General features: G+C 65.5%; 12 protein-coding genes. 9 read left to right on the top strand and 3 right to left on the bottom strand.

Features of this window, described 5'->3' with window-relative positions:
- Window positions 1-7: 7 nt before the first annotated feature.
- Window positions 8-331 carry a DUF1820 family protein gene (locus IB232_RS19180; protein WP_192400180.1) on the bottom strand — a complete coding sequence of 108 codons (324 nt, stop codon included), beginning with the start codon at window positions 329-331 and terminating at the stop codon, window positions 8-10.
- Window positions 332-460: 129 nt separating this feature from the next.
- On the opposite strand from IB232_RS19180, the gene miaB reads away from it, so the two are divergent.
- The 5 genes from miaB (at window position 461) to lnt (ending at window position 6050) form a co-directional block, all read left to right on the top strand.
- Complete coding sequence (gene miaB / locus IB232_RS19175; protein WP_192400179.1) at window positions 461-1789, top strand: tRNA (N6-isopentenyl adenosine(37)-C2)-methylthiotransferase MiaB; 1329 nt, start codon at window positions 461-463, stop codon at window positions 1787-1789.
- Window positions 1790-1886: 97 nt separating this feature from the next.
- Complete coding sequence (locus IB232_RS19170) at window positions 1887-2888, top strand: PhoH family protein (protein ID WP_192400178.1); 1002 nt, start codon at window positions 1887-1889, stop codon at window positions 2886-2888.
- Entirely contained in the window at window positions 2881-3339 is a 459-nt protein-coding gene (gene ybeY / locus IB232_RS19165) for an rRNA maturation RNase YbeY (RefSeq protein ID WP_192400177.1), read from the top strand. Before IB232_RS19170 ends, ybeY begins: the two co-directional genes overlap by 8 nt.
- A 27-nt stretch (window positions 3340-3366) precedes the next feature.
- Window positions 3367-4203: an HlyC/CorC family transporter gene (locus tag IB232_RS19160; RefSeq protein ID WP_192400176.1), complete on the top strand. Its 837-nt coding sequence runs from the start codon at window positions 3367-3369 to the stop codon at window positions 4201-4203.
- A 305-nt stretch (window positions 4204-4508) separates the two neighbouring features.
- Window positions 4509-6050, top strand: a complete 1542-nt coding sequence (gene lnt / locus IB232_RS19155) for an apolipoprotein N-acyltransferase (RefSeq protein ID WP_192400175.1) — start codon at window positions 4509-4511, stop codon at window positions 6048-6050.
- An 85-nt stretch (window positions 6051-6135) separates the two neighbouring features.
- On the opposite strand, the gene IB232_RS19150 is transcribed toward lnt, so the two are convergent.
- Window positions 6136-6903 (bottom strand): YdcF family protein, encoded by a 768-nt coding sequence (locus IB232_RS19150; protein ID WP_192400174.1) that lies wholly within the window; start codon window positions 6901-6903, stop codon window positions 6136-6138.
- Between the two features lie 24 nt (window positions 6904-6927).
- Complete coding sequence (locus IB232_RS19145; protein ID WP_192400173.1) at window positions 6928-7374, bottom strand: hypothetical protein; 447 nt, start codon at window positions 7372-7374, stop codon at window positions 6928-6930.
- A 191-nt stretch (window positions 7375-7565) separates the two neighbouring features.
- On the opposite strand from IB232_RS19145, the gene leuS reads away from it, so the two are divergent.
- The 4 genes from leuS to arfA all read left to right on the top strand — a co-directional run bounded on the left by leuS (window position 7566) and on the right by arfA (window position 12465).
- On the top strand, window positions 7566-10178 hold the full coding sequence (gene leuS, locus IB232_RS19140; RefSeq protein WP_192400172.1) for a leucine--tRNA ligase: 2613 nt from the start codon (window positions 7566-7568) through the stop codon (window positions 10176-10178).
- Window positions 10179-10251: 73 nt separating this feature from the next.
- A complete protein-coding gene (lptE, locus tag IB232_RS19135) occupies window positions 10252-10863 on the top strand; it encodes an LPS assembly lipoprotein LptE (protein WP_192400171.1) in 612 nt (203 codons plus the stop codon).
- 71 nt (window positions 10864-10934) lie between these two features.
- Window positions 10935-11969, top strand: a complete 1035-nt coding sequence (holA, locus tag IB232_RS19130; RefSeq protein WP_192400170.1) for a DNA polymerase III subunit delta — start codon at window positions 10935-10937, stop codon at window positions 11967-11969.
- Between the two features lie 328 nt (window positions 11970-12297).
- A complete protein-coding gene (gene arfA, locus IB232_RS19125) occupies window positions 12298-12465 on the top strand; it encodes an alternative ribosome rescue factor ArfA (protein WP_192400169.1) in 168 nt (55 codons plus the stop codon).
- The last annotated feature ends 56 nt before the right edge of the window (window positions 12466-12521 follow it).

The following is a 12521-nucleotide window of genomic DNA, read 5'->3' as shown; positions in this document are numbered from 1 at the left end:
GTCCCGCCTACTTCTCCGGCATCGGCATGGGGAACGGCATCACGTTGCCGCCGCCCCTGGCCTCACTGATCTTCGGTGTACCCAGGCGCTCGACCTCGTCGATGCGCACGATCGAGTGCATCGGCACGAAGCTGCGCACTACACCTTCGAACTGCGCCTTGAGCTTTTCCTCGCTGGGATCGACCACCATCTGGGTGCGCTCGCCGAAGACGAACTCCTCCACCTCCAGGAAGCCCCACAGATCACTCTGGTAGATCTGCTTGGCGTACATCTCGTACACCTGGCCCTGGTTGAGGAAAATCACCTTGTAGATGGGTTCGCGCTTGCTCATAGGAAGGAGGATAGAGGACGACTGGAAATCGGGGGCGCGATCTTACAGGGGCCGGACAGGCAACGCTAGGAACGCCGCAGGTCGCCCCCTATAATACGCGGTCCTATCCGATTACCCCGACGCACGCAGATGGCCAAGAAGCTTTATATCGAGACCCACGGTTGCCAGATGAACGAGTACGACAGCTCGCGCATGGTCGACCTGCTGGGTGAACACCAGGCCCTTGAAGTCACGGAGAACCCGGCGGAAGCCGACGTGATCCTGCTCAATACCTGCTCGATCCGCGAAAAAGCTCAGGAGAAGGTCTTTTCCAAGCTGGGCGGCTGGCGTGCCCTGAAGCAGGACAACCCCAACCTGGTGATCGGCGTCGGCGGCTGCGTGGCCAGCCAGGAAGGCGCCGCCATCCGCGAGCGCGCACCCTATGTCGACGTGGTGTTCGGCCCGCAGACCCTGCACCGCCTGCCGGAGATGATCGACGCCGCGCGCAGCACCAAGAAGGCGCAGATCGACATCAGCTTCCCCGAGATCGAGAAGTTCGACCGCCTGCCCGAGCCACGCGTCGACGGCCCCAGCGCCTTCGTCTCGGTGATGGAAGGCTGCAGCAAGTACTGCACCTTCTGCGTGGTGCCCTATACCCGCGGCGAGGAAGTCAGCCGCCCGCTCGGCGATGTGCTGCTGGAGATCACCCAGCTGGCCGAGAAGGGCGTCAAGGAGGTCACCCTGCTCGGGCAGAACGTCAACGGCTTCCGCGGCGCGACCCCGGACGGTGACATCGCCGACTTCGCCGACCTGCTCTACGCGGTCGCGACCATCGACGGCATCGAGCGCATCCGCTACACCACCAGCCATCCGCTGGAGTTCTCCGACGCCATCATCCAGGCCCACGCCGATATCCCGCAGCTGGTGAAGTTCCTCCACCTGCCGGTGCAGTCCGGCTCGGACCGCGTGCTGGCGGCGATGAAGCGCAACCACACGGCGCTGGAATACAAGTCGCGCATCCGCAAGCTGAAGGCGGCGGTGCCGGACATCTGCATCAGCTCAGACTTCATCGTCGGCTTCCCCGGCGAGACCGAGAAGGACTTCGAGCAGACCATGAAGCTGGTCGAGGACGTCGGTTTCGACTTCTCCTTCTCCTTCATCTACAGCTCGCGCCCGGGCACCCCGGCGGCGGATCTGGTCGACGACACGCCGGACGAGGTGAAGAAGCAGCGCCTGCAGATTCTCAACGGCCGCCTCAGCCAGCAGGGCTTCGAGATCAGCCGACGGATGGTCGGCACCACCCAGCGCATCCTCGTCACCGACTATGCCAAGCGCGACCCAGGCCAGCTGCAGGGCCGCACCGAGAACAACCGCGTGGTCAACTTCCGCTGCGACAACCCGAGCCTGATCGGCCAGTTCGTCGACGTGGAAATCTACGAGGCGCTGCCCAACTCCCTGCGCGGCACCCTTATCGACTAACGGCTAGCCAAATGCCGGACGCCCGAACTTTCACCCTCGGGCGCCTGGGGTTATCCTTCGACCATCACTCCCGCCGTACAGCGGCAACCGGACCCCATTGAACGCTCCCATAGAACCGCATCGCTTCACCCTCGAACCCTACGAAGCACGCCGCTTCGCCAACCTCTGCGGGCAATTCGACGAGCACCTGCGCCTGATCGAGCAACGCCTGGCCATCGAGATCCGCAACCGCGGCAATCAGTTCGAACTGGTCGGCCCGAGCAAGCACACCCAGTCCGCCGAGAACCTGCTGCGCCGCCTGTACCGCGAGACCAAGAGTGCCGAGCTGTCGCCGGAGATGGTTCACCTGTACCTGCAGGAGTCCGGCCTGGAAGCGCTGGACAGCGGCAAGGCCGACGCCGGCGTCGCCCTGCGCACCAAGAAGGGCGTGATCAAGCCGCGCGGCGCCAACCAGCAGCGCTACGTCAAGGCGATCCTCGACAACGACATCAACTTCGGCATCGGCCCAGCCGGTACCGGCAAGACCTACCTGGCGGTGGCCTGCGCGGTGGACGCGCTGGAACGCGAACAGGTGCGGCGCATCCTCCTGGTGCGCCCGGCGGTCGAGGCCGGCGAGAAGCTCGGCTTCCTCCCCGGCGACCTCGCGCAGAAGATCGACCCCTACCTGCGCCCGCTCTACGACGCGCTGTACGAGATGCTCGGCTTCGATAACGTGGCCAAGCTGATCGAGAAGCAGGTGATCGAGATCGCCCCGCTGGCCTACATGCGCGGCCGCACCCTTAACAACAGCTTCATCATCCTCGACGAGAGTCAGAACACCACGCTCGAGCAGATGAAGATGTTCCTCACCCGTATCGGTTTCGGCTCCACCGCCGTGATCACCGGCGACGTCACCCAGGTCGACCTGCCGCGCGGCACCAAGTCCGGCCTGGCCCACGTGATGAACGTGCTGAAGGACGTGCCGGGCATCAGCTTCACCCACTTCAAGCCCAAGGACGTGGTGCGCCACCCACTGGTGCAGCGCATCGTCGAGGCCTACGAGCGCTTCGAGGAGCAGGGCGAGCGCAGGGACGAAGGCAAAGGCCACGCCGATGCTTGAACTGGACCTGCAGAACGCCTCCAGCGCCACCGACCTGCCCAGCGAGGAACAGCTGCGCCGCTGGTGCGAGCTCGCCCTGCGCCAGCGCACGACCGACTCGGAAATGACCATTCGCCTGGTCGACGAGACCGAGGGCCGCGAGCTGAACCACACCTGGCGGCACAAGGACTACGCCACCAACGTGCTGTCCTTCCCGGCCGATGTGCCGGACGAGTTCCTCGATATACCGCTGCTCGGCGATCTGGTGATCTGCGCGCCGGTGGTCGAGCGCGAGGCCCGTGAACAGGGCAAGACGCCGGAGGCGCACTGGGCGCATCTGGTCATCCACGGCTGCCTGCATCTGCTCGGCTACGATCATCTCGAAGATGAGGAAGCCGAGGAAATGGAAGCACTGGAACGGGAATTGCTGGCCGAACTGGGCCACCCCGACCCCTACGCAGCCGACGAATAACTGCCATAGAAGGCCCCGAGAAACACCATGAGCGAAGATCGATCGAGCAACGAGCAGAAGTCCTGGTTCAACAAACTGACCCAGGCTTTTGCTCATGAGCCGAGAAACCGCCAGGAACTGCTGGAAGTCCTGCGCGAAGCGCACCAGAACAAGCTGCTCGACAGCGAAGCCCTGACCATTGTCGAGGGCGCCATCCAGGTCGCCGACCTGCAGGTGCGCGACATCATGGTGCCGCGCTCGCAGATGGTCAGCATCAAGGCCAGCCAGAGCCCGGCCGAGTTCCTCCCGGCCATCATCGACTCCGCCCACTCGCGCTACCCGGTGATCGGCGAGAGCGTCGACGAGGTGATCGGCATCCTCCTGGCCAAGGACCTGCTGCCGCTGATCATCAACGGCGACAAGCCGTTCAACATCAGGGATCTGCTGCGCCCGGCCACCTTCGTGCCCGAATCCAAACGCCTCAACGTGCTACTGCGCGAGTTTCGCGCCAACCACAACCACATGGCCGTGGTCATCGACGAGTACGGCGGCGTCGCCGGCCTGGTGACCATCGAGGACGTGCTGGAGCAGATCGTTGGCGACATCGAGGACGAGCATGACGTCGAGGAAGACAGCTACATCAAGCCGCTGCCGTCCGGCGACTTCCTGATCAAGGCACTGACCCCGATCGATAACTTCAACCAGACCTTCGACACCGAATTCCCCGACAGCGAGTTCGACACCGTCGGCGGCCTGGTGATGAACGCCTTCGGCCACCTGCCCAAGCGCAACGAAGTGACCGAGATCGGCGAGTACCGCTTCCGCGTGCTCAACGCCGACAGCCGCCGGGTGCACCTACTGCGCCTGACTCCGCTGGAACGCTGATCGCCCACCCCCTCTCCCTCCGGGAGACGACTGCATGGATGCAGGAGGTAGGGCGGCGCAGGAAGCCAAAGCCGAGGGGCCAGGGGTGAGGGTCTTCCAGGCAACTCCACGCTATAGATTCGTAGCCCGGACTTCAGTCCGGGAAACAGGCTGCCATGCCCCGGACTGAAGTCCGGGCTACGCTCCGCTCCAGCCAACACTACTCCTCAGGGGCAAGATGCCCCGCCCTCCCAAGCCGCTCGACTTCCAGCCTCCCCGCCCTTCCAGTACCCTTGCCGGCCAGAATTCCCGATCAAGGACGCACGATGCGCTGGATCACCCAACCCGGCTGGCCGGGCAACCTGCTGGCTATCGCCGGCGGCGCCTGCACCACCCTGGCCCTGGCTCCCTTCGATATCTGGCCGCTGGCCCTGCTGGCCATCGCCATCTTCTATCTCGGCCTGCGTGAACTGAACCCGCGCCAGGCCCTGCTGCGCGGCTGGCTCTACGGCCTCGGTCTGTTCCTCGCCGGCACCAGCTGGATCTACGTCAGCATCCACGACTACGGCGCCGCCTCACCGGCCCTGGCCGGTTTCCTCACCTTCGGCTTCTGCGCCGGCGTCGCCCTGTTCTTCGCGCTACCCGCCTGGCTCTGGGCACGCTGGCTGCGCCGCAACGACGCGCCACTGACCGACGCTCTGGCCTTTGCCGCCCTGTGGCTGGCCCAGGAAGCCTTCCGCGGCTGGTTCCTCACCGGCTTCCCCTGGCTCTTCTCCGGTTACAGCCAGGTGCACGGCCCGCTGGCCGGACTGGCGCCGGTCGGCGGCATGTGGCTGCTATCGCTGACCTTGGCGTTGAGCGCCGCGCTGCTGGTCAATCTGCCACGCCTGCTAGGCGATAAACCGCGCGCGGCCGCCGGTCTAGCTCTGCTGCTGGCACCCTGGATCGCCGGTCTGGCACTGCAGGATCACGCCTGGACCGCCAGCAAGGGTGAGCCACTGAAGGTCGCGGCGATCCAGGGCAATGTGCAACAGAACATGAAATGGGACCCGGCCCAGCTCGACGCCCAGCTGGCCCTGTACCGCGACATGACCCTGGCCAGCCGGCCGGCGGACCTGATCGTCTGGCCGGAAACCGCCGTACCGGTGCTCAAGGAATTCGCCGAAGGTTATCTGAAGGTGATGGGCCGGGTCGCCGTCGACCGCGATGCCGCCCTGATCACCGGTGTGCCGGTACGCCAGAGCAACGAGCGCGGCGAGAAGCGCTACTACAACGCGATCACCGTGACCGGCTGGGGCGAAGGCACCTACCTCAAGCAGAAGCTGGTGCCGTTCGGCGAATACGTGCCGTTGCAGGAAGTGCTGCGCGGGCTGATCGCCTTCTTCGATCTGCCCATGTCCGACTTCGCCCGCGGCCCATCCGATCAAGGCCCGCTGCAGGCCAAGGGCCTGAAGATCGCGCCGTTCATCTGCTACGAAGTTGTCTATCCGGAGTTCGCCGCCGGCCTGGCCGCGCAGAGCGATCTGCTGCTGACGGTGAGCAACGACACCTGGTTCGGCACCTCCATCGGCCCGCTGCAGCACCTGCAGATGGCGCAGATGCGCGCCCTGGAAGCCGGACGCTGGATGATCCGCGCCACCAACAACGGCGTCACCGCGCTGATCGACCCGCAAGGTCGCATCACCGCGCAGATCCCGCAGTTCCAGCAGGCCGTGCTTTACGGCGAAGTGCAACCGATGCAGGGCCTCACGCCCTATCTGATCTGGCGCGCCTGGCCGCTGATTGCGCTGTGCTCCTTGTTCATGGGCTGGGCGTTCGTCGCTCGCCGCCGCGCGACGCGCACCGACGCCGCCGTACAGGCCGCCTGAATAGGCCGATCTTTGCTCGCGGCGACCGGCAGCCAGGATGTCGCTCGCGAGCAGAGCTCACGCCTAGCAAACCCAATCGGCGCACTCAGCGATACAGCAGCGGATAGACCGCCAGCCCCATCGCCTCGTTGAGCAGCCGGGTGTTCTGCCACAAGGCCTTGCCCTCCGGTAGCCAGCCGCCCAACGGACGCTCGTTGGGTACGCCGAGGAAGCCCAGCGGCGCCGTCACCACTTCCAGCCCGGCGCGCTCGAAGCACCAGCGCGAGCGCGGCATATGCGCCGCCTGGGTCACCAGCACCACGCGACTCAGGCCCTGGGCCTTAAGCAACTGCGCGCTGAACTGGGCGTTTTCCCAGGTGGTGCGACTGCGCTCCTCCTGCCAGCGGGTCGGCACGGCGAAATCGCGCTGCAGCACCTCGGCCATCATCGCCGCCTCGCTGGGTGGCTGACCGTAGTGAAGGCCACCACTGATCAGCACCGGCAAGCCGGACGCTCGATGTAGCCGCGCCGCGTAGCGCAGGCGCTCGATGGCGGTGCCGCTGGGCTGGTCACTGCCCCAGGCCGGGTCGGCTTCCTCGCGCCCCGAACCCAGCACCACGATCACCTCGGCCCGCTGCGCCAGCCCGGCCCACTGCGCCTCGGCCAGCGCCGGCTCACGCTCGAGCAGGCGCGCCGACCACTCCATCACCACCGGCAGGCTCAGCAGCCACAACCCACCCAGGCCGAACAGCAGGCAAAACGCCGCCAGCCGCGGCCGCCCCGCCCAAACCCATAGCAGCCAGGCCAGCAGGATCAGCAGCATCAGGCCGCCAGGGGGAAGGATGAGTTGTTTGAGGATAAAGCGCAGTTCCATGGGCACCTCCAGTGCCCGCGAAGACTAGCGGGGTTGCCCCGCCCGGAACAGCTTGGAGCCGCAGGAGTTGCACGGCAACACGCCCTCGCCGCGCTGTACCTGAGCGGCGGCACCGCACAGTGCACAACAGAGTTGCTGGCGTTTCTTGATCACTGGTTTGCCGCGCGGCAGCGGCTTGCTAGCCACCCGTCCCGGCAGCTTGCCAGTTGGTTTGACGCTCGCCGGTTGCTGCTCGATCAGCGCCAGTTCTTCGGCGGCAGCATGCCAGCCGCGCAGCCAATTGAGATCGCGATCGAGATAGGCGCGGATCAACTCCAGCTCCGCGGGGGTCAAGCCGCGCAGCTCCAGTTCCTCCGGTGGCACTTCGTGCAGGCGGGTCGCGGTATCCGCTTCCTCCAGGGCCAGCGCCAGGCGCTGTAGCAGCCGCTCATAGAGCCCGCCCCCAACCTCCGCACGCCGCAACTCAGCCATCCATCACCTCGACCGGGCACCTACATCGCGCCTCTCTCTGCAAAGCTTAGCGCCGGCCGCAGCCGAGGCCGCACGCCGCGACAAACGGCGGAACGGCTGGGCGAGGCGCGAATCAGGGTTTCCCTGAATCGAGGGGGGTCATGTATGCTACGGCGTTTCTCGAAAGCCCTCATTTTCAGCGCCGAAAGCCCATGCACGAACAGTATTCGCCCCGTGAAATCGAAGCCGCCGCGCAGTCCCACTGGGACGCGCAGAAATCCTTTGTCGTGAGTGAACAGCCGGGCAAGGAAACCTTCTATTGCCTGTCGATGTTCCCCTACCCGAGCGGCAAGCTGCACATGGGCCACGTGCGCAACTACACCATCGGTGACGTGATCGCCCGCTACCAGCGCATGCAGGGCAAGAACGTGCTGCAACCGATGGGCTGGGACGCCTTCGGCATGCCGGCGGAAAACGCCGCGATGAAGAACCAGGTGGCGCCAGCCAAGTGGACCTACGAAAACATCGCCTACATGAAGAGCCAGCTGCAAAGCCTGGGTCTGGCGGTGGACTGGACCCGCGAAGTCACCACTTGCAAGCCGGACTACTACCGCTGGGAACAGTGGCTGTTCACCAAGCTGTTCGAGAAAGGCGTGATCTACCGCAAGAACGGTACCGTCAACTGGGACCCGGTGGACCAAACCGTACTGGCCAACGAGCAGGTCATCGACGGTCGCGGCTGGCGTTCCGGCGCGCTGATCGAGAAGCGCGAAATCCCCATGTACTACTTCAAGATCACCGCCTACGCGGATGAGCTGCTGAGTAGCCTGGACGAGCTGACTGGCTGGCCGGAACAGGTCAAGACCATGCAGCGCAACTGGATCGGCAAGAGCTTCGGCGCCGACATCGTGTTCGACTACGACGTCGCCAGCATTGGCATCGACGGCCAGCTGAAGGTCTATTCGACCCGTCCCGACACCCTGATGGGCGCCACCTACGTGGCCGTGGCCGCCGAGCACCCGCTGGCCCAGCGCGCCGCCGAGAGCAATCCGGCCATCGCCGCCTTTATCGCCGAATGCAAGGCCGGCTCCGTGGCCGAAGCCGATATGGCGACCATGGAGAAGAAGGGCGTGGCCACCGGCCAGTTCGTCCTCCATCCGCTGACCGGCGACAAGCTGCCGGTGTTCGTCGCCAACTACGTGCTGTGGGGCTACGGCGAAGGCGCGGTGATGGCCGTGCCGGCCCATGACGAGCGCGACTTCGAGTTCGCCAACAAGTACGGCCTGCCGATCAAGCAGGTCTATGCCGGCGCAGGCAAGGACTACGACGCCGCCCAATGGCAGGCCTGGTATGGCGACAAGGAAGGCCTGGTCACCATCAACTCCGGCAAGTACGACGGCAAGAACTTCACCGAGGCCTTCGACGCCATAGTCGCCGACCTGGAAGCCAGCGCCCACGGCGCGCGCAAGACCCAGTTCCGCCTGCGCGACTGGGGCATCAGCCGCCAGCGCTACTGGGGCTGCCCGATCCCGATCATCCACTGCGCCAGCTGCGGCGACGTGCCGGTGCCGGACGACCAGCTGCCGGTGGTGCTGCCCGAAGACGTGGTGCCGGATGGCGCCGGCTCGCCGCTGGCCAAGATGCCCGAGTTCTACGAGTGCACCTGCCCGAAATGCGGCAGCGCGGCCAAGCGTGAAACCGACACCATGGACACCTTCGTCGAGTCGTCCTGGTACTACGCCCGCTACGCCTCGCCGAACTACACCGGCGGCATGGTCGACCCGGCCGCGGCCAACCACTGGCTGCCGGTCGACCAGTACATCGGCGGCATCGAACACGCCATCCTGCACCTGCTGTACGCGCGCTTCTTCCACAAGCTGATGCGCGACGAAGGCCTGGTCAGCTCCAATGAGCCGTTCAAGAACCTGCTGACCCAGGGCATGGTGGTCGCCGAGACCTACTACCGCACCCTGGAAAACGGCGGCAAGGACTGGTTCAACCCGGCCGACGTGGAAGTCGAGCGCGACGCCAAGGCCAAGGTCATCGGCGCCAAGCTGAAGTCCGACGGCCTGCCGGTGGAAATCGGTGGCACAGAGAAGATGTCCAAGTCGAAGAACAACGGCGTCGACCCGCAGGCCATGATCGACGCCTACGGCGCCGACACCTGCCGCCTGTTCATGATGTTCGCCTCGCCGCCCGACATGAGCTGCGAGTGGTCCGACGCCGGCATCGAGGGCGCCAACCGCTTCCTGCGTCGCGTCTGGCGCCTGGCCCACAGCCATGTCAGCGCCGGCCTGCCGGGCGAGCTCGACAAGAGCAGCCTGAACGACGAGCAGAAGGCCGTGCGCCGCGCCATCCACCTGGCCATCAAGCAGGCCAGCAACGATGTCGGCCTGCACCACAAGTTCAACACCGCCATCGCCCAGGTGATGACGCTGATGAACGTGCTGGAAAAGGCCGCGAGCGAAACCGCCCAGGATCGCGCCCTGCTGCAGGAAGGCCTGGAGGCCGTGGCCCTGCTGCTGGCGCCGATCACCCCGCACATCTGTCATGAACTGTGGCAGCAACTGGGCAAGAACGGCGCGATCATCGACGCCCAGTGGCCACAGGTCGACGAGTCGGCCCTGGTGCAGGACAGCCTGACCCTGGTGATCCAGGTCAACGGCAAGCTGCGTGGCCAGATCGAAGTGCCGGCCAGTGCCAGCCGCGAAGAGGTCGAAGCAGCCGCCCGCGCCAATGAGAACGTGCTGCGCTTCACCGAGGGTGTGACCATTCGCAAGGTCATCGTCGTGCCGGGCAAGCTGGTCAACATCGTGGCCAATTGAAAACGCTCGCCAACTGATTAAGCTCGGCGCCATGCCTGCGTGGCGCCGTGACTCTCCAAGGGGATAGAAGAGAATGATGAAACGGAATCTGGTGGTAATCGGTCTGGCCGTCCTGCTCAGCGCCTGCGGCTTCCAGCTGCGCGGCACCGGCACCGCCGAGTTCGCCCTCAAGGAAATCGACCTGCAGGCACGCAACGCCTACGGCGAAACCGCCAAGCAACTGAAGCAGCTGCTGGAAAACAGCGGCGTGAAGGTGCACAACGGCGCGCCCTATCGCCTGTTCCTGGCCAACGAGCAGGAAACCCAGCGCACCGCCAGCGTCACCAGCAGCGCCCGCAGCGCCGAGTACGAGCTGACCACCAAGCTGGACTACGAGATCCGCGGCGAGAAGAACCTGCTGCTGCTCAGGGACAAGCTGGAAGTACAGAGCGTCTACGTGCATGACGAGAACAACCTGATCGGTTCCGGCCAGGAGTCCGCCCAGCTGCGCCAGGAAATGCGCCGCGAGCTGATTCAGCAGATGTCCCTGCGCCTGCAACTGCTGACCCCTGCCCAGCTGGAACAACTGCAGCAGGAGGCCGAGGCCCGCGCCCAGGCCGAAGCAGAAGCCGCCGCGGCCGCCCGCCGCGCCGAGCAGGAATCGGCGCCGCTGCAGTCGCCGATCGAGCTGCCGATCAAGCAGTAACACAAGAGGGCCGGGCAACCGGCCCTTTTCACAAGCGAACCCGTTAGATCCCCGATGCAACCCGGCTCTCGATGAAACTGAATCCCGCGCAACTCGGCAAACACCTGCAAGGCGGCCTGGCCCCGGTCTACGTGGTCAGCGGCGACGAGCCGCTGCTGTGCCAGGAAGCCGAGGACGCTATCCGCGCCGCCACCCGCCAGCAGGGTTTCAGCGAGCGCACGGTGTTCCATGCCGAGGCCAGCTTCGACTGGGGCCAGCTCTATGAAGCCGGCGCCAGCCTGTCGCTGTTCGCCGAGAAGCGCCTGATCGAGCTGCGCATCGCCAACGGCAAGCCCGGCGACAAGGGCACCGCCGCCATCCTCGAATACCTGGAGCGGCCGCCGGAAGACACGGTACTGCTGATCAGCCTGCCCAAGCTCGACGGCAGCACGCAGAAGACCAAATGGGCCAAGGCCCTGATCGAGGGCCAGCACAGCCAGTTCCTGCAGATCTGGCCGATCGAGATCGGCCAGCTGCCCAGCTGGATTCGCCAGCGCCTGTCCCAGGCCGGCCTGGCCGCCAGCCAGGAAGCGGTGGAACTGATCGCCGCACGGGTGGAAGGCAACCTGCTGGCCGCCGCCCAGGAGATCGAGAAGCTCAAGCTGCTCGCCGAAGGCAACCAGATCGACGCCAGCACCGTGCAGGCGGCAGTGGCCGACAGCGCGCGCTACGACGTGTTCGGCCTGATCGACGCCGTGCTCAACGGCGAGGCAGCCCATGCCCTGCGCATGCTCGAAGGCCTGCGCGGCGAGGGCGTGGAATCGCTGTTCATCGTCGTCATGCTGGCCCGCGAGCTGCGCCAACTGGCCGGCATCGCCCTGCAGTTCAGCCAGGGCGTGCCGCTGGAAAAGGCCTTCGCCAGCGCCCGCCCACCGATCTGGGACAAGCGCCGCCCGCTGATCAGCAAGGCCGTGCAACGCCACACCGCCGCGCGCTGGAACCAGCTGCTGATCGACGCACAGCGCATCGACGCTCAAGTCAAGGGCCAAGCCGCCGGCGATCCCTGGAGCAGCCTGGCACGCCTGGCCCTGCTGATGGCCGGCCAGCGCCTGCCGCTCAGCGAATAGCGCCCTCCCCCTACTGGCTGGGACTCCATGTAGGGTGGAAAACCGCGCAGCGTTTTCCACCATCGGACACAGCCCGGGCGCGCCCTGAGCGCGGTGTCGCCGTTATGCCCTGGTGGATAAGCTTCGCGTTATCCACCCTACAAAACTGAGCGAATAACCAGGTTACCGACGCGCTCGAACGTAGGTTGTACTCGCCGCAGGCAGTACACCAGAAGCCCGCTCGGCGTACCTCCCTCCATACAAGCAAACCGCATCTATGGACATTTTTTAACCATCGGCGCATAGTCCGCGCCGCTCGCAATCACGCGGGCGTACGAGGACCATTCCGATGAGCAAGAAAGCCCCCAAGCGGCCGAACAAGGCCAAGTCCATAGTCGCCCACCCCCTGTTCCGCAGCCGCCAGGAACAGCCGAAAAAAGGCAAAGGCAGCTACCGCCGCGAAGCCTCCCACTGGGAGGCTTCTTGCATTCTGGCCCTGGCAAATCTCGCCGCCTGAGTCTCCACCCGCATCACACCGGCATCCCACAAGGGTTCTGAAAGCCGCCGGGCATG

The sequence above is a fragment of the Pseudomonas sp. PDM15 genome, from assembly GCF_014851565.1.
Taxonomy (GTDB): domain Bacteria; phylum Pseudomonadota; class Gammaproteobacteria; order Pseudomonadales; family Pseudomonadaceae; genus Aquipseudomonas.
This window is presented reverse-complemented; position numbering and strand designations above follow the sequence as displayed.